Raw genomic sequence first — 16,272 nt, forward strand, 5'->3', positions numbered from 1 at the left:
CGTCCGGGCAGGCGGTCTCACCAGTCAAAACTCATTCGCCGGACGAATCGGGCGGAGCGTAATCTCCGGACATGGTGTCCCCCGAACGTCTGCTGGCCTTCTGCGCCTTGGCCACAGTGATCATCCTCGTCCCCGGGCCGTCCGTGCTGTTCGTCGTCGGGCGCGCGCTCGCCCACGGCCGCCGGACGGCCCTCACGAGCGTCGCCGGGAACGAGGTCGGCGCGCTCACGCTCTCCCTGGCCGTCGCCTTCGGCATCGGCTCGCTCGTCGCCGAGTCCGCGCTGCTCTTCACGACGATCAAGCTGGTCGGCGCGGTCTACCTGGTCTACCTGGGCGTCCAGGCCGTCCGGCAGCGGCGCAAGCTGACCGAGGCGCTCGGCGGGACGGACGCCTCGGCCGGACGCCGCGCCTTCTGGCAGGGCCTGGTCGTCGGCGTCACCAACCCGAAGACCAGCGTGTTCTTCGCCGCCGTCCTGCCCCAGTTCGTGGACCGGAGCGCCGGGCACGTTCCGCTCCAGATGGCCCTGTTCGGCCTGATCTTCTGCGCGATCGCGCTGGTCCTCGACAGCGTGTGGGGCCTGGCCGCCGCGTCCGCGCGCACCTGGCTCGCCCGCTCCCCGCGCCGCCTCGCGGCGATCGGCGGCACCGGCGGCCTGATGATGATCGGCCTGGGCTTCGCCGTCGCCACGACCGGCCAGAAGAACTGACAAGAAAGTCCCGGACGGGATGTAGAGGACGTCCGGACCGCTCCGACTCCAGGGTGAAGGCACCGACGAGAAGGAGCGGAACGATGCGGAAGCTGACCTACTTCATCCACACCAGCGCCGACGGGCACGTCGTGGGCCCGAAGGGCGAGTTCGACTGGCCGGTCATGGGCCCGGAGCTGTCGGACCACTCCTTCGAGCTCGACGAGGAGAACGACATCACCCTCTACGGCCGCGTGACCTGGGAGATGATGGAGTCCTGGTGGCCGGACGCGGAGTCCAGGACCGACCACCCGCACGTCGTCCGGTACGCGCCGGTCTGGCGCGCGTCCCGGAAGATGGTCATCTCCCGGACGCTCGAGAAGAGCGACTGGGCCGAGAGGATCATCGGGTCCGACCTCGCCGCGGAGGTCCGCGAGCTGAAGGAGGAGGACGGCAAGGGCCTGCTCCTCATGGGCGGCGCCCGCGCCGCGACCTCGCTCGCCCGGCTGGGCCTGCTCGACGAGGTGCGGATCGGCGTCCACCCGGTCATCCTCGGCGGGGGAGTGTCCCTGTTCCCCGGCCTGGACCGGCGGCTCGGCCTGCGCCTCCTCGAGGCCCCGCGCACCTTCGACGAGGGCGTCGTCATGCACCGCTACGCGGTGACGTCCTGACCAGCGGCCGTTCCGTGTGCGACGCAGGGACCCGGTCCCGATCCCGGACGAGGAGGAGGACGCTCGCGGCGGCGACCAGCGCGAGCGTCCCCGCCGTCGCGTACGCGGCGGACAGCCCGGAGGCGAACCCGGCCGCGTCGTGCGAGACGGCCGGGTCGCCGGGCACCGCCGCGCGGAACACCGCGCCGAGCACCGCGACGCCGAGCGCGTAGCCGAGCTGACGCAGCGCCCCGACCGCCCCGGACGCCATCCCGCCGCGCTCCGCCGGGACGGCCCCGACCGCCGCCGCCGTCACGTTCGGTAGCGCCAGACCGGCCCCGATCCCCGTCACGACCAGGCCCGGGACGAGATCCGTCCAGCCCGCGTCCGCCGTGAGGAACGCCTGCGCGAACCCGCCGACCCCGATCAGCGCGAGGCCGCCGCCGACCGTCCAGCGTGGTGAGACGCCGTGCAACAGCCGTCCGGCCAGCAGGGACGTCGCGAACGACACGGCTGGGAGCGGCAGGATCACCAGGCCCGCCTCCATCGGCGACAGCCCGAGCACCGCCCGCAGCCACAGCGACGTGTCGATCAGCGTCGCGAACGCCGCCCCCGACATGGCCAGCGACCCGATCATCACCCCCACGAACCTCGGACGCCGGAAAAGCCCCAGGTCAAGCGTCGGATAGGCCGTCCGCCGCTGGACGACCGCGAACCCCGCGAGAGCCACCCCGGCCACCACGACCGCGATCCACAGCGTGTCGCCGCCGCGTGTCAGCCCGTACGTGAGCGCCCCCGCCGCGACCGCGAACAGCGCGATGCCCGGAACGTCCAGCCGCCGCGCGTCCGGATTCCGCGACTCGCGCACCCGCCGCAGCGTCACCGCGATCGCGACCGCGCTGACCGGCAGGTTCACCAGGAAGATCCACCGCCAGCCCAGGTGCTGCGTGAGCACCCCGCCCAGGATCGGCCCGATCCCGGACGCCGCCCCCGACACCGCGCCCCACACGCCGAACGCCACGCTGCGCTCGCGCCCCTCGTAGGACGCGGCGATCAGCGCCACCGTCGTCGCGAACATCGCCGCCGCGCCCACGCCCTGCACCGCCCGCGCCGCCACGAGCGTCGCCGCGTCCGGCGCGAGCCCGCTGACCAGCGAGGACGCCGCGAACACCACCAGTCCGACCACGTACAGCCGCCGCCGTCCGATCCGGTCGGCGAGCGTCCCCGCGCCCATCAGCAACGCGGCGAGGGTGAGCGCGTAGACGTCCATCACCCACTGCAACGCGCCGAACGTCGTGCCGAGCCCGCGCGCCATGTCGGGCAGCGCCACCGTCACGATGTTCACGTCCACCAGCAGCATGAACGCGCCGAGGCACACCGCCGTCAGCGGTCCCCACCTGCCCATATCCGGATCCTTTCGAGTCGCTCAGATCGAACCCCACGACTCTCGGCCGCTCACCGCCACCAAAGCGACAAAGAAGCACCCGAATGAACAGATTTCGACATCACGTACGCTGCCGTGGTGGATATCGACGAGCTCGACCGGCAGCTGATCCATGCGCTGCAACTCGACGGACGCGCCCCGTTCAGCCGGATCGCCGAGATCCTCGACGTCTCCGACCAGACCGTCGCCCGCCGCTACCGCCGCCTCCGCTCGGCGGACCTCCTGCGCGTCGTCGCCGTCCCGCCCGCCGGATACCTCGCCCACGGACGCTGGGTGCTCCGCCTGCGTTGCGCGCCCGGCGCGGCCCTCTCCGTCGCCGAGGCCCTGGCCCGCCGCGACGACACCGCCTGGGTCCAACTCGCCTCAGGCGGGACGGAGGTCCAGTGCATCACCCGGGCCAGCACCCCGGACGAGGCCGAACACCTCCTGCTCGACAGACTCCCGCGCACGAACCGCATCGTCGACGTCGCGGCCCACTCCGTCCTGCACGTCTTCTACGGCTCGCCCAGCCCGATCCGCCTCCTGGACGCCCTGACCCCCGAACAGGCCGCCGCCCTCAACCCGCACCCGGAGTTCGTCGCCGACCCCGCCGACATCCCCCAGTGCAGCGCGGACGACCGTCCCCTCCTGGACGTCCTCGCGCGCGACGGCCGCACGGCCCTCCCGGACCTCGCCGCCGAGACCGGCTGGTCCGCGTCCACCGTCCGCCGCCGCGTCGAGCACCTGCGCGCCCTCGGCGCCCTGCACTTCTACGCCGAGTTCGACCTCCGCCTCGTCGGCCTGAACCACAGCACCCGCCTCTGGATGACCGTCACCCCGTCCGACCTGGACGCCGCCGGACGCGCCCTGGCCACCCACCCCGAGGTCGTCTTCGCCGCCGCCACCAGCGGAAACACCAACCTGTCCGCCACCGTCCTCTGCCGCGACCCCCACGACCTCTACCGCTACCTCACCGGCCGCGTCGCCGCCCTCCCCGGCGTCACCCACGTCGAGACCACCCCTGTCATCCGCAACCTCAAACGCCTCGGCCGCCTCCTCCACTGAGTACCGCTCTGAGTACGCGAACGCTGGGGAACCCGGACCTCGCCCGGAATCCTGGAGGCATGACGTCCGACACCTCCCGCCACCACACCGGTCACGGCCTCACCCTCGCGCGCGTCCTGCTCGGCGTGCAGTCCGTGCTCATGGCCGTCCCGGCGGGCTACCTGGTCGTCGCGGGCTCGCAGGAAGCGCGGTCCACGGACAAGCTGACCGCCGACCTCTCGCAGGTCGTCGTGGTCCTGGGCCTGTTCGTCGGCGTGTTCGCCCTGGCCGCCGCGGGCTGCGCCTGGAAACTGGCGTCCGGGAGGGGCGTCCGGATCGCGACGCTCGTCCTCGAAGTGCTGATCGCCGTGATCTGCGTCCCGCAGAGCCTGGCCACCGTGGAGGAGCCGATCCCGTACGCCTTCCCCGCGATGGCCGTCCTCGCGACGACCGTCGTCGTCCTCGTGGCCCTGAACCTGAACGTCAGCGGTCGACGGTGACGACGATCTTGCCGACCTGGTTGTTCGCCGCCATGTAGCGGTGCGCCTCGACGATGTCCCCGAGCTCGAACGTCCGGTCCACGACGGGACGGAACGCCCCCGACCGCAGCCCCGAGTTCACGTACGCGACCGCCCGCCGCATCCGCTCCGGGTCGTGGGACGTCTCGCGCATCGTGAACGTCCGCATGCTGACGGGCGGCATCCCCAGGTCGAACCCCGGGAACGGCGTCGGCTGCCCGCTGAGCATCCCGTACTCGATCATCATCCCGTCCGGCGCGACGACCTTCATCAGGTCGAGGACGCCCGGACCCGCGACCGCGTCGAAGACGAACTCCGCGCCCCGTCCACCGGTCAGCTCGCGGACGCGCTCGACCATGTCCTCGGTGTCGGTCACGATCACGTGCTCCGCGCCGAGCTTGAGCAGCGCGTCCTTCTTGCCCTCGCCCCGCGTCAGCGCGATCGCCGTCGCGCCCGTCCGCTCGGCGACCTGCAACGCCGCGAGCGCCACACTGCTGGACGCCGCGTTCAGCACGACCGTGTCACCCGGACGCATCCCGCCGACCTCGACCAGCCCGCCGTACGCCGTCACGTAGGGCATCCACACCGCCGCGCCGTCGACCGCGCTCACAGAGTCCGGTCTGGCCAGCACCGCGTGCGCCGGGACGATCGCCTGCTCGCCGTACACCCCGTAGTCGTTCTGCGAGAACGCGGGCATCGTGCTGACCGAGTCGCCCACCGCGATCCCGTCGACACCCTCACCCACGGCCTCGACAACCCCTGCGGCCTCGTACCCGAGCTTCGCCGGGAACTGCTTCACCGGCTCGATGTACCGCCCGGAGCGGAACAGCGCCTCGGCCCGGTTGAGCCCGAACGCGTCCACCCGGATCCGCACCTCGCCGGGCCCCGGGTCGCCGACCTCGACGTCCTCGATCCGCATCACCTCGGGGCCGCCGAGCTCGTGGAACAACACCGTCCTGGCCATAGTGGACCGTCCTTCCGATCGTCTCCGTCCAACGGATGATCAGTGAACGCCTAAGTTCGACCGATGTCAAACTTTGATCGCTGTCGTACTATGGCCCGCATGGACGACCGCACCCCACCCCACCCGTCCGTCCAGGACGTGACGCTCCAGCAGATCCTCGAGGCCCTCGTCGACCCCGTCCGCCGCAGCATCGTCACCCGCCTCTGGGACTCCGACACCGACATCAAGTGCGGCGGCTTCGACCTCACGGTCAGCAAGTCCACCGCCACCCACCACTTCAACGTCCTCAGAGAAGCCGGCCTCATCCGACAGCACTACGCAGGCACCGCCCGAATGAACACCCTCCGCCGCGACGAACTAGAGCAGACCTTCCCCGGCCTCCTAAAAGCCATAGTCACCGCCGCCCACCGCCAACAATGACCACCCCCCGTCACCGCACCAAAATCAGCCAGCGTCGCCCACTGATACTGAACGTGCCCACCACGCGTCAGCGCAGCGCACTGACAAGCGCGCTCCAATCAGCAAGCCGGACGAACAACGCCCCACCGTCCCGATCCGTGGAATCCCGAACAGCCACGGCGTATCCCGCCACGCGAGCAACTTCCACGCAGTTGAACTCTTCATCGCTCTGCGACGACTTGCGCCAGGTCAGGTGCTCTCCGCTCATGGCGTGTACTTGCTGAGTGCCGCGTGGAGCGCGCGCCACTCCTGCTGGTCGAGCGTGAACACTGCGCTACCCGGGAGCTTGGAGTCGCGGACTGCGAGAGCCTCGGCGCTGATGACCGCCACCTCGACCCAGTTGACCTCCTCGTCGCTGCGGGACGACTTGCGCCAGGCCAAGCGCGACGTGGTCACGTCATGTTGCTTTCGCCGAGCGTTGTGCAGAGCGAGGCCCAGGCGTTCCGATCGAGTGTCAGAGCCGGGTCGTCGGGGGCCTTGGAATCGCGAATGGCCATTCGCGTGCTGGTGAGGCGTGCAACTTCGACGCAGTTGAACTCTTCGCCACTGTGACTGGACTTTCTCCAGGTGAGGTCGCCGCGCTTCATGCTGGCTCCTGTCTCCCGTGATCCGCGATGATCGAGTCCAGGTACTCGATCGAACGCTCGGGGGTGAGGGAAGTCGACTTCAGCGTATCCACGCACGTGACGAAAGTCTTCACCTCGGCACTGGAATCCACGAAGCACAGGGTGCTCTTGCCTTCCTGGTGAACCAGTGGCTTCGCGCGTTCGAATTCCAGGATGGTGAAGGGCCCGCTCAGCGCGGCATGGGCGCCGGTGTGAAGCGGAATGATCCGCACGCTGATGTTGGGCCTGGACGCGGCCCGCCTGATGTGGTGCAGCTGCTCTGCCATGGCGCGTGCTCCGCCAACCGGACGGCGCAGGCTCGCCTCGTCGATGAACGCCGAGAACATAGGCGGCGCCGGACGGCTGAGGATCGCCTGGCGTCCAAGGCGAGTGGCCACGCGTGTCTCCACTTCAAGTGGAGGGACGCCGCAGGCCTGCATGACGGCGCGTGTGTACTCGGCAGTCTGCAACAGACCGGGGACGAGTGATGTCTCCACGTCCGTTATGCGGGTCGCCTGGGTCTCGAAGCCGATCAGAGCCTTGAGTGCGGCCGGGTAAATGCTGTCACCCGGCTCCCACCAGCCGGGCCGTTCGGCGTCTCGGGCCAAGGCGAGGAGCCGCTCTCGGTCGGCGCCGGTCACGCCGTAAGCCCCGAGGATCGACGCGACCTCCTCCGGGTTGGTGGCGCGGAGCCCGTTCTCGGTGCGGTTCAGCATCGCCGCCGTCCAGCCGATGCGCGACGCGGCCTCTCGCGTGCTGAGCCCTGACCGGTCCCGGAGCTCGCGAAGCTCGGCACCCAGGGTGCGTCCACGGGCCGTGGTCGCTTTTCTGCTGGTCAAGGGCCCCTCCTGTGCTCGATGTCATCCGCTGACGCGTGCCTGGAACCGCCGATCCGGCGTTACGTATCGCGCAACTTGTTGCGCACCATCCGTCGCCCGAGGAAGCTCTAAGTGACAAAGCTAGTACTCAAAGTGATCGTCCGGACGCCTTTCGATCGATTCCGGACCTCCGATCACGAGGACACGACTGGGAAGGCGGGGCCATGTTGTGGAGGACGGTGGCGGCGCGGATGGTGGTGGAGCCGGGGGGTGCGACGTTAGGGGTCGGGCCGTGGACCGCTCGGGTGTGGCGGCTGCATCCGGCGCGGGCCGAGCGGCGGGCGCGGGAGATCGTCCGGGACCTCCTGGTGCGTGCCGGTGTCCCGGAGGACGGCGTCAACGACCTCGAACTCGTCGCCGCCGAGCTCGCCGCGAACGGCGTCCAGCACGCCGAACCGCCGCTCGAGATGCGCGTCCTGTTCGCGGGCTCGTCGCGCCGTCCCGTGTGGTGCGAGATCGCGGACGCCGACCCGTTCCTCGGCCGCGTCCCCGACCTCCTGCGCCCGCCGCCCGTCCTCGACGGCGACGACCTGGACGCCCTCATCGACACCCTGAGCACGGACGGCCGCGGCCTCTCGATGGTCCACACCCTCACGTCCGGCCACTGCGCCGCCTACCCCACCACCACCCTCTCCCGCCCCGGCATAGGCAAGGCCATCGGCTTCTCCCTCCTCTGACCTCCGCGCCATTTCCTGAATGGCGAAGCGGCACTTCGTTTGGAGTTCCGAGGGCGGTCGGCCGTTGGTGCGGTCGAGCCTTCGGGGGTGGGAGGGGGTTGGGCGGGACGCGCGGGGATGCTGGGAGCGTCCGAGATTCCGGGGTCGGCATGGCCGCGGCGACGTGGGGGCGGGTGTTCGAATGTGGGGGCTGACCATGCGAAACGCCCGGCCTCGGCTAGGTGAGGTCGGGCGTTTCGGCCGGTCGAGCTTCCCCACTCGCCGACACTCGGAAGGGTACGCCTTGTGTGGCGGTGAGGCCACCGGAATCGCGGGGGTGAGGGCGAGGCAGGCGTTCCGTAGACTGGCGCGGCGACGGCGGGCGAGGAATCCGGTGTGAGTCCGGAGCTGTCCCGCAACTGTCACCGGGGAGTCCCCCCTCATGCTTGGCCACGGCGGTTCCGCCGGAAGGCCGGGGCGGGGGCGTCGATCCGGGAGCCAGGAGACTCCGCGCCGTCGCGGCCCTTCACCCGAGCCGGGGCGCGGACCCCGTTGGAGGCAACGCTCATGCGTGCTTTGCTGCTGTCCACCGCCGACACCGAACTGCTCGCCGCGCGCGCGGCGGACGTGGGGTGGGCGACCGCCAACCCCACGCGGATCGAGGATCTGGCTTCACTGGTCGACGGAGTCGACGTTGTCGTGGTCCGCTTGCTGGGCGGACGGAAGACCTGGCCACAAGGGGTGGACGCGCTGGTGGGCAGCGGCCTGCCCGTGGTTCTGCTCGGTGGGGAGGCCGATCCGGACGCCGAGTTGATGGCGTTGTCCACAGTTCCACCCGGGGTTGCGGCCGAGGCGCTCGCCTATCTGCGCGAGGGCGGCGTCGAGAACATGCGCCAGCTGGCCCTGTTCCTCTCGGACACAGTGCTGCTCACCGGGGAAGGGTTTGAGGCGCCTGTGGCGATGCCCTCGTTCGGGGTGCACGGCGAGTATGCGCGGGTGGACGGGCGTCCCACGGTCGGCGTGGTTTTCTATCGCGCGCATGAGCTGTCGGGGAACACGGCGTTCGTGGACGTGTTGTGTAGGCAGATCGAGCGGGCCGGGGCCAATGCGTTGCCGGTGTACTGCGGATCGTTGCGGGGAGCCGATCCGGAGCTGATGGCGTTGCTCGGGCAGAGCGACGCCGTTGTGGCGACGGTTTTGGCGGCGGGCGGGGCGGTAGCGGCCGATGCCAGTGCGGGTGGCGATGAGGACTCGTGGGACGCCGGGGCTCTAGGGACGCTCGATGTGCCGGTCATCCAGGGGCTTTGCCTCACGTCGTCGCGGCAGGCATGGGACGAGTCGGACGCGGCGCTCGTCCCCATGGACGCGGCGATGCAGGTGGCGATTCCCGAATTCGACGGGCGCATCATCTCGGTGCCGTTCTCCTTCAAGGAACTCGGCCCGGACGGCATCCCCGTCTACAGGGCGGACGAGGAACGGGCCGCGCGGGTGGCGGGCATCGCGGTTCGGCACGCGCGGCTCCGGCACGTCCCGAATGGGGAGAAGCGGGTGGCGCTGGTCCTGTCGTCGTATCCGACCAAGCACGCGCGAGTCGGGAACGCGGTCGGGCTGGACACGCCTACGTCCGCTGTGCGGATGCTCCGGCAGATGGCGGACGCCGGATACGACCTCGGCGACGACCATTCCCTATGGGAGGACCCCGATACGGGCGATGAGCTGATTCACGCCCTGATCGCAGCGGGCGGACATGACGTCGAGTGGCTGACCGAGGAGCAATTGAGCAGGGCTCCTGCGCGCGCGTCCCTGGCGTCCTACCGGACGTGGTTCGAAGCGATGCCCGAGTCGCTGCGCGAGGGGATCCGGGAGCACTGGGGCGAGCCGCCGGGCGAGCTGTACGTGGACGGCGACGACATCGTCCTCGCGTCGCTGCGGTTCGGGAACGTCGTGCTGATGATCCAGCCGCCGCGCGGGTTCGGCGAGAACCCCGTCGCGATCTACCACGATCCGGACCTTCCGCCCTCCCATCACTACCTGGCGGCCTACCGCTGGCTGGACGGCGAGTTCGGCGCGGACGCGGTCGTCCACCTGGGCAAACACGGCACGCTGGAGTGGCTGCCGGGCAAGGGCCTCGGGCTCTCGGACGGGTGCGCCCCGGACGGCGTCCTCGGCGACCTGCCGCTCGTCTACCCGTTCATCGTCAACGACCCGGGCGAGGGGACGCAGGCCAAGCGGCGCGGGCACGCCACGGTCGTCGACCACCTCGTGCCGCCGATGGCACGCGCCGAAACCTACGGTGACCTGGCCAAACTCGAACAGCTGCTGGACGAGTACGCCACCGTCAACGACCTCGACCCGACCAAGCTCCCGGCCGTCCGGGCGCAGATCTGGACCCTCGTCCAGGCCGCGCAACTCCACCACGACCTCCATCAGGAGGACATGCCGGACGACTCCGACTTCGACGACTTCATCCTGCACATCGACGGCTACCTGTGCGAGATCAAGGACGTCCAGATCCGGGACGGCCTGCACATCCTCGGGCAGGAGCCGCAGGGTGAGACGCGCGTCAACCTCGTGCTCGCCGTGCTGCGCGCGACGCAGGTGTGGGGAGGCGTCGCCGGGGCCATGCCGGGGCTGCGGACGGCGCTCGCCGCACCGCACGGCCTGGACGAGAAGGCGCTGCTCGCCGAGCCGGGCGCGGTCGTGAACGCGCTGGGCGGACGCACCGCGTCCGACGTGATCGACATCCTGGAGGACACCGCGCGGCGGCTCGTCCAGGCCATGGAGGACACGGGCTGGGACGCCGCCCGAGCCCCGGAGATCGCCGCCGGGACCCTCGGCGCGGACGTTCCGGACGTCGTGCGGCTGCTGGAGTTCGCGGCGTCCGAGGTCGTCCCGCGCCTGGACGCCACGCGCGACGAGATCGGGGCCGTCCTGCACGCGCTGGACGGCGGCTACGTGCCCGCCGGGCCGTCCGGATCGCCGACGCGCGGGCTGGTCAACGTCCTGCCGACCGGCCGCAACTTCTACTCGGTGGACCCGAAGGCCATCCCGTCCCGCAACGCGTGGGACGTCGGCGTCGCCCTCGCCGACTCGCTCATCCAACGTCACCTGGACGACACCGGAGAGTATCCGTCCAGCGTGGGCCTGACCGTCTGGGGCACGTCCGCGATGCGCACCCAGGGTGACGACATCGCCGAGGTGCTCGCGCTCATCGGATGCCGTCCGACCTGGGACGACGCGTCCCGCCGGGTGACCGGTTTCGAGATCGTCCCGCTCGCGGAGCTGGGCCGTCCGCGCATCGACGTCACGCTGCGCATCTCCGGCTTCTTCCGCGACGCGTTCCCGCACGTCATCGCCCTGATCGACGACGCGATCGGCGCCGTCGCCGCGCTGGACGAGCCGTCCGACCGCAACCTCCTGCGCGCCCACGCCGTCGAGGACCACGCCGCGCACGGCGACTGGCGTCGCGCGACCACCCGTATCTTCGGCTCCAAGCCGGGCGCGTACGGGGCCGGGCTCCTGCCGCTCATCGACGCCCGCAACTGGCGCGACGACTCCGACCTCGCCGAGGTCTACGCCGTCTGGGGCGGCTACGCCTACGGCCGCGGCCTGGACGGACGCGAGGCCCGGACCGATATGGAGTCCACTTTCCGCCGTATTTCGGTCGCGGCCAAAAACCAGGACACCCGCGAGCACGACATCGTCGACTCCGACGACTATTTCCAGTACCACGGCGGAATGGTCGCGATGGTCCGCTCCCTGACCGGCCGGAACCCGGCCGCCTACGTCGGCGACTCGGCCCTCCCCGACCAGGTCAGGACCCGCACCCTCGCCGAGGAGACCCACCGCGTCTTCCGCGCCCGCGTCGTCAACCCGCGCTGGATCGCCGCCATGCGCCGCCACGGCTACAAGGGCGCCTTCGAACTCGCCGCCACCGTCGACTACCTCTTCGGCTACGACGCCACCGCCGGAGTCGTGGACGACTGGATGTACGAGACGCTCGCCAAGGAATACGTCTTCGACCCCGAGAACCGCGCCTTTATGGAGAAGTCCAACCCCTGGGCCCTCCGCGGCGTCACAGAACGTCTTCTCGAAGCCGCCGACCGTGATCTCTGGGCCGCCCCCGACCCCGAAACCCTGAACCGCCTCCGCCAGACCTACTTGGACCTGGAAGGCACCCTCGAAGAACCTGAATGACCGCTTTACAGTAGGCGTGAAGGGGGGTGTTCCGATATCGTTGCCCGACTTTTTCGGAACAACCCCTGGAATGCTCGTGAACCTCGATTTCAGTGCCGAGCCCGCGTTCTCCTGGTACGTGGTGCTGATGGCGATCAGCGGCATTGCCATGCTGGTCGCGGCGGCGACCGGCCTCGGCTCGACCGCCCGGGACCGTCTCCTCTACGCGGTGGTCGGCCTCGGAATGTCCGGCTACGCCTTCTACCTGCTCTTCATCTTCTCCGGCGGCACGTACCACATGTTCTTCTTCGTCTTCCTGCTGCCGATCGTGCTGCTCTCCCGCGCCATCGGCACCTTCTTCCGCCGCCGTAAAGCCTGACCCCAGCCCCATAAACCGAACGGCCCGCGTCCCCCCCTGGACGCGGGCCGTTTCGCTACCCTCAGCGCTTCCGGCCCTCGCCGCGGATGGCCTCAACGGCGAGCCACGCGTTGGACGAGGGGTTCTGGCCGCGCCGACAGGGTTTGTCGTGTTCAGGGTCGCAGCCCAAGGCTCGCTTCCTCGCGTTCTCGTAGCCGTCCTTGAAGGGGAAGTCGCCAGGGATGGCCTTCCTCTTGCTGTAGCCGGGGATGCGCGAGTCGAGCTTCTTTGGCAGGTCGAAGCGGTTCGTCTGGGATGCGAAGTTCTGATAGTGCCAGAGCAGCCAGATCTCGAAGCATGGGTTCGAGACGACGAGGTGCACGTCGTTTCGTCTCGCGAGAAGGAGCGCCGCGTCCAGCGTGGTGTGATCGTCCACGTCGACCACGCACCAGACATGGTCGATCTTCAGAAACGAGTCGCGTTTGCTCCGCGCTGCCTTCTCGGAGTTCTCACGCAGCCGGAGGGCGCGGTTCACGGTCGCGAGCGGATCGCGTCCGATGCCGACGCACTCGACCTTCACCGTCGGTGCCCGGTAGAGCCGGGTGATGCCCTCGAAGTACTCGACCTCGGTGACTTCCCCTTCACAGACGATGAGCAGCCGATTCTTCGTGCTCTTGGTGTTCGTCTTGCGGGTGAGGGACTGGGGGGTACGTCCGCGACTCATCCGACTCCGCGTGAAGTTCCTGGAAGATCCGGCGGATCTCCGCGTAACTCAGGTAGGGAACAGCACCATAGCGACCCTGGAGGTATCCGCGTTCGACGTTCTCGTCCTTGCGCGGCTTGAACTCCGCGAGCGCGTAGAGCGTCGTCGCACCGTCCTCGCCCTTCTCGGTGAACCAGACCTCGTCCCGATCAAGGATCTTGTCGTCGAGCAGCGTGCCCAGCAGCGTGGTGTCGTGGGACGCGAAGAGCAGTTGGGAGCCGTGTCGGTTGATCTCAGGGTCCTTGAACATGCGAATCACGGTTGAGGTGAGATGGGGATGCAGGCTCGCGTCGACTTCGTCCACCATGAGGACGTTCGACGTGCTCATGCTGACGATGAGATAGCCGATGAGCGTCAGCCACTCCACCGTGCCGTCGCTCTCCTCGCTCAGGCTGAAGCGGACCGTCGGGGCGCTGGAATGAGAGAGGAAGACCTCATCGATATGGGTTGGGGGAGGTGTCAGCTCGAGCCCGTCCAACTCTTCGCCGAAACGGGCCATGGCGCGCTGAACGTTGGCGGGCAGTTCAGTTTCCTCGACGTGGACGCTTTCGATGCCGAGGTCCGCGACCTTGAGCAGTCGGGCCAGGAGTTGGGGCGTGTGCTCGTGCTTGAGGATTCTCTTGGTGAGTCGGAGGCGAGTATCCCGGTCGCTCTGACGGGCAACCTGGATGTTCTTCGTCAAGGCTTCGTAGAGCCTGCCCAGGAGTGGATGGCTGTTACTCGCGGCGGACGACAGGTAGAGAGCATTGGAGCGCGTGAGCCTGGCGATCTGGCTGGTCGGACCGGTCAGCGCGCGTCCGAACTCGTAGTCCTCCGGACTAGTCCGCTCGAAGAGCCGGCGTGCTTTGCCATGAGGGAAGGAGAACAGCCACTCGGAACATACGGCCTTGTCATCGACCTCGAAGCCGTAGGTGTACCGGATGCCGTCCAGGATGAAGTCGAGTTCAAAGAGCGAAGGCTCCCCCTGCACCGGCTTGAACGGCCTGCGGGGGACTCCGCCGGTCGGCGACCAGTCCGTCTGTGACCGGTCGACACAGCCGATCATGAAGATCAACGCGTCCAGGACGTTGGACTTGCCGGAGGCGTTGGCGCCGTAGACGCCCGTTACCCGGGTCGTGGGCGGGATCTCGGTGGCGCGCGGCTTCGGCTCGCCGCGCTTCGGGACGGCGACGAACGACAGCGCTTGCTCGTCCCGGATCGATTTGTGGTTGGCGACCCGGAAGCGCAGCAACCTCATGATCTTCCCTCAATGTGTTCGCGTGTAGACAGCAGTCTGGCAGCACTCTACGACGAAAATCCCCACAGTCGAGGGTTTGTATGCGCTCAGTGGACGAAGTTCGTGTCAGCGGGTGCGGGTGAGGGGTGGGGTGGTGACCGGGGGGCGGGAGCCGTAGCGGCGGCGGAGGGGGTAGATCGCGGCGACGGCGGTGAGGCTGATGAGGGAGGCGATGAGCTGGGAGCGGACCTCGTGCATGACGGCCATTGAGACCAGGACGGCGACGAGGGCGAGGATGCAGAGGATCGGCAGGACCGGGTAGAACCACATGCGGTAGGTGAGGCTGGCGGGGTCGTCGCGTTCGAGGCGGCGGCGCAGGCGCAGCTCGGAGAGCAGGATCGCCAGGTAGACGAAGGCCAGGATCGTCCCGATGGAGTTCATCAGGAACTTGAAGACCTGGTCGGGGGAGATGTAGGACGCGACGACCGCGCCCCAGGCGGCGACGGTGCCGAGCAGGATCGCGCGGACCGGGACGCCGCGGGCGTTGAGTTTGGTCAGGCCCGCCGGGGCGTCGCCGTCGCGGGTGAGGACGTAGAGCATCCGGGACGAGACGTAGATCGCCGAGTTCAGCACCGACAGGACGGCGGTGAGGATGACCGCCTGCATGATCGTCCCGGCGGCGGGGACGTCCAGCCGGTCGAGGGCGCTGACGAACGGGCTCCGGAGCACCTGGGCGTCGTTCCACGGCAGGATCGACACGACGAGGAAGATCGAGAACACGTAGAACAGGGCGACCCGCCAGAGGACGTTGCCGGTGGCGCGGGCGACGGCGCGTCCCGGCTCGGCGGACTCGGCGGCGGCGATCGTGACGATCTCGGTGCCGCCGAACGCGAACATGACCGCGACGATCGCGGTGAAGACCGAGGTCAGGCCGTTCGGCATGAGGCCGCCGTGCGCGGTCAGGTTGTGCAGGCCGCCGGGCGAGTCCGGCCACAGCCCGAGGATGTACAGGACGCCGAGGACGAGGAACACGATGATCGCCGCGACCTTGATCGAGGCGAACCAGAACTCGAACTCGCCGAACGACCGCACCGAGGCCAGGTTCACGCCGGTCATCAGGACCAGCAGCGCGGCGGCGAGCAGCCACTGCGGCAGGTCGATCCAGGACGCCAGGATCGCCGCGCCCGCGACCGCCTCCGCGCCGACCAGGATCACGTACAGGTACCAGTAGATCCAGCCGATGGTGAAGCCCGCCCACGGGCCGAGCGCCATCCGGGCGTACTCGGCGAGCGAGCCCGCGACCGGCCGCGCCACCACCATCTCGCCGAGCGCGCGCAGCACGAACAGCACCAGCAGCCCGGCCGCCGCGTAGGACAGGATCGCCGCCGGACCGGCCGTCCTGATCACCTGGCCGCTGCCCACGAACAGGCCCGCGCCGACCGCCCCGCCGATGGCGAGCATGGTCATGTGGCGGCGGCGCAACCCGGTGCGCAGCTCGCCCGGACGGTCTGGACTGTTTTCGGACATGCCTAAATTGATCCTGTCGCATGGGCAAAATGGACTCGATCACTCTAGGTTACGACGCACCGCAATGCGTACCGAGGTCCAGATACTGAAACACCCGCCCTGCGACACCCGCCCTGCGACACCCGCCCTGCGACACCCGCCCTGCGATGTGGCCGTGCGATGCGGCCCGCGAGCGCCCTCGGCCAGCGTTCTCAGGGGGCGCCTTCAGGGGGTGGGGCGGGCGTGCTCAGGGGGCGGCTGGACGTGCTTGGGGGCGTGATGGGTACTCAGGGGGCGGCGAGCGTGCTCAGCTTGCCGCTGCGGGCGTGCCTGGTTGGTGCGGGGGCGTGTTCGGCGGGGCGGTTCGGGG

At 69.4% G+C, this 16,272-nt stretch carries 17 protein-coding genes and 1 riboswitch; of the genes, 8 read left to right on the forward strand and 9 right to left on the reverse strand.

The annotated features are described in order from the left end of the window. The first annotated feature begins 71 nt into the window (after positions 1–71). Positions 72–707 (forward strand): LysE family translocator, encoded by a 636-nt coding sequence (locus P696_RS0135935; RefSeq protein ID WP_026416112.1) that lies wholly within the window; start codon positions 72–74, stop codon positions 705–707. 83 nt (positions 708–790) lie between these two features. Beyond that, complete coding sequence (locus P696_RS0135940; protein WP_026416113.1) at positions 791–1,357, forward strand: dihydrofolate reductase family protein; 567 nt, start codon at positions 791–793, stop codon at positions 1,355–1,357. Here P696_RS0135940 and P696_RS50340 read toward each other — a convergent pair. Further along, positions 1,329–2,741, reverse strand: coding sequence for an MFS transporter (locus P696_RS50340; RefSeq protein WP_034488400.1), 1,413 nt, complete (start codon positions 2,739–2,741; stop codon positions 1,329–1,331). The two genes, P696_RS0135940 and P696_RS50340, sit on opposite strands and share 29 nt — an antisense overlap. A gap of 117 nt (positions 2,742–2,858) precedes the next feature. Here P696_RS50340 and P696_RS0135950 point away from each other — a divergent pair, with 117 nt between their 5' ends. Both P696_RS0135950 and P696_RS0135955 read left to right on the forward strand, forming a co-directional pair. After that, positions 2,859–3,824, forward strand: a complete 966-nt coding sequence (locus P696_RS0135950; protein WP_211245932.1) for an Lrp/AsnC family transcriptional regulator — start codon at positions 2,859–2,861, stop codon at positions 3,822–3,824. Between the two features lie 59 nt (positions 3,825–3,883). Further along, positions 3,884–4,303 carry a hypothetical protein gene (locus P696_RS0135955; RefSeq protein WP_026416115.1) on the forward strand — a complete coding sequence of 140 codons (420 nt, stop codon included), beginning with the start codon at positions 3,884–3,886 and terminating at the stop codon, positions 4,301–4,303. Here P696_RS0135955 and P696_RS0135960 read toward each other — a convergent pair. Continuing rightward, a complete protein-coding gene (locus tag P696_RS0135960; RefSeq protein ID WP_026416116.1) occupies positions 4,287–5,285 on the reverse strand; it encodes a zinc-dependent alcohol dehydrogenase family protein in 999 nt (332 codons plus the stop codon). The genes P696_RS0135955 and P696_RS0135960 overlap by 17 nt on opposite strands. A gap of 99 nt (positions 5,286–5,384) precedes the next feature. Between P696_RS0135960 and P696_RS0135965 the strand changes: the two genes are divergently transcribed. After that, positions 5,385–5,705 (forward strand): ArsR/SmtB family transcription factor, encoded by a 321-nt coding sequence (locus P696_RS0135965; protein WP_211245933.1) that lies wholly within the window; start codon positions 5,385–5,387, stop codon positions 5,703–5,705. 67 nt (positions 5,706–5,772) lie between these two features. Here the strand turns inward: P696_RS0135965 and P696_RS55225 are convergent, their stop codons facing one another. Genes P696_RS55225 through P696_RS0135980 form a run of 4 tightly spaced genes read right to left on the reverse strand, consistent with a single transcriptional unit; the run spans position 5,773 to position 7,188 of the window. Next, entirely contained in the window at positions 5,773–5,952 is a 180-nt protein-coding gene (locus P696_RS55225) for a DUF397 domain-containing protein (protein WP_084338683.1), read from the reverse strand. Beyond that, complete coding sequence (locus tag P696_RS57140; protein WP_026416118.1) at positions 5,949–6,140, reverse strand: DUF397 domain-containing protein; 192 nt, start codon at positions 6,138–6,140, stop codon at positions 5,949–5,951. Before P696_RS57140 ends, P696_RS55225 begins: the two co-directional genes overlap by 4 nt. Beyond that, complete coding sequence (locus P696_RS55230) at positions 6,137–6,331, reverse strand: DUF397 domain-containing protein (protein ID WP_026416119.1); 195 nt, start codon at positions 6,329–6,331, stop codon at positions 6,137–6,139. The genes P696_RS57140 and P696_RS55230 overlap by 4 nt, the downstream gene beginning before the upstream one ends. Beyond that, on the reverse strand, positions 6,328–7,188 hold the full coding sequence (locus P696_RS0135980) for a helix-turn-helix domain-containing protein (RefSeq protein WP_026416120.1): 861 nt from the start codon (positions 7,186–7,188) through the stop codon (positions 6,328–6,330). Before P696_RS0135980 ends, P696_RS55230 begins: the two co-directional genes overlap by 4 nt. 284 nt (positions 7,189–7,472) lie before the next feature. Here P696_RS0135980 and P696_RS50345 point away from each other — a divergent pair, with 284 nt between their 5' ends. From P696_RS50345 to P696_RS53310, 3 genes are all read left to right on the forward strand, one after another. After that, positions 7,473–7,904: an ATP-binding protein gene (locus P696_RS50345; RefSeq protein ID WP_034488406.1), complete on the forward strand. Its 432-nt coding sequence runs from the start codon at positions 7,473–7,475 to the stop codon at positions 7,902–7,904. Positions 7,905–8,267: 363 nt separating this feature from the next. Further along, positions 8,268–8,392, forward strand: a riboswitch (cobalamin riboswitch). Positions 8,393–8,450: 58 nt separating this feature from the next. Beyond that, complete coding sequence (gene cobN, locus P696_RS0135990) at positions 8,451–12,080, forward strand: cobaltochelatase subunit CobN (protein WP_157430115.1); 3,630 nt, start codon at positions 8,451–8,453, stop codon at positions 12,078–12,080. Between the two features lie 76 nt (positions 12,081–12,156). Then, entirely contained in the window at positions 12,157–12,438 is a 282-nt protein-coding gene (locus tag P696_RS53310) for a hypothetical protein (protein ID WP_157430116.1), read from the forward strand. Between the two features lie 61 nt (positions 12,439–12,499). On the opposite strand, the gene P696_RS0136000 is transcribed toward P696_RS53310, so the two are convergent. The 3 genes from P696_RS0136000 to P696_RS50360 all read right to left on the reverse strand — a co-directional run bounded on the left by P696_RS0136000 (position 12,500) and on the right by P696_RS50360 (position 15,923). Next, positions 12,500–13,141, reverse strand: coding sequence for an RloB family protein (locus tag P696_RS0136000; protein ID WP_026416122.1), 642 nt, complete (start codon positions 13,139–13,141; stop codon positions 12,500–12,502). Further along, positions 13,059–14,417 (reverse strand): AAA family ATPase, encoded by a 1,359-nt coding sequence (locus P696_RS50355; protein WP_051468556.1) that lies wholly within the window; start codon positions 14,415–14,417, stop codon positions 13,059–13,061. The genes P696_RS0136000 and P696_RS50355 overlap by 83 nt, the downstream gene beginning before the upstream one ends. Before the next feature lie 105 nt (positions 14,418–14,522). Next, the gene (locus P696_RS50360; RefSeq protein WP_034488408.1) at positions 14,523–15,923 is read right to left on the reverse strand and encodes an amino acid permease; all 1,401 of its coding nucleotides are present in this window, start codon (positions 15,921–15,923) and stop codon (positions 14,523–14,525) included. Positions 15,924–16,272 lie beyond the last annotated feature (349 nt).

It is taken from the genome of Actinomadura oligospora ATCC 43269, from assembly GCF_000518265.1.
GTDB classification, from domain to species: domain Bacteria; phylum Actinomycetota; class Actinomycetes; order Streptosporangiales; family Streptosporangiaceae; genus Spirillospora; species Spirillospora oligospora.

Coding starts and splice junctions, on each gene's coding strand:
- P696_RS0135940 (WP_026416113.1), top strand. CDS start 791: ATGCGGAAGCTGACCTACTTCATCCACACCAGCGCCGACGGGCACGTC.
- P696_RS0136000 (WP_026416122.1), bottom strand. CDS start 13,141: ATGAGTCGCGGACGTACCCCCCAGTCCCTCACCCGCAAGACGAACACC.
- cobN (WP_157430115.1), top strand. CDS start 8,451: ATGCGTGCTTTGCTGCTGTCCACCGCCGACACCGAACTGCTCGCCGCG.
- P696_RS50360 (WP_034488408.1), bottom strand. CDS start 15,923: ATGTCCGAAAACAGTCCAGACCGTCCGGGCGAGCTGCGCACCGGGTTG.
- P696_RS0135965 (WP_211245933.1), top strand. CDS start 5,385: ATGGACGACCGCACCCCACCCCACCCGTCCGTCCAGGACGTGACGCTC.
- P696_RS50340 (WP_034488400.1), bottom strand. CDS start 2,741: ATGGGCAGGTGGGGACCGCTGACGGCGGTGTGCCTCGGCGCGTTCATG.
- P696_RS0135955 (WP_026416115.1), top strand. CDS start 3,884: ATGACGTCCGACACCTCCCGCCACCACACCGGTCACGGCCTCACCCTC.
- P696_RS50355 (WP_051468556.1), bottom strand. CDS start 14,417: ATGAGGTTGCTGCGCTTCCGGGTCGCCAACCACAAATCGATCCGGGAC.
- P696_RS0135935 (WP_026416112.1), top strand. CDS start 72: ATGGTGTCCCCCGAACGTCTGCTGGCCTTCTGCGCCTTGGCCACAGTG.
- P696_RS55225 (WP_084338683.1), bottom strand. CDS start 5,952: ATGAGCGGAGAGCACCTGACCTGGCGCAAGTCGTCGCAGAGCGATGAA.
- P696_RS55230 (WP_026416119.1), bottom strand. CDS start 6,331: ATGAAGCGCGGCGACCTCACCTGGAGAAAGTCCAGTCACAGTGGCGAA.
- P696_RS0135960 (WP_026416116.1), bottom strand. CDS start 5,285: ATGGCCAGGACGGTGTTGTTCCACGAGCTCGGCGGCCCCGAGGTGATG.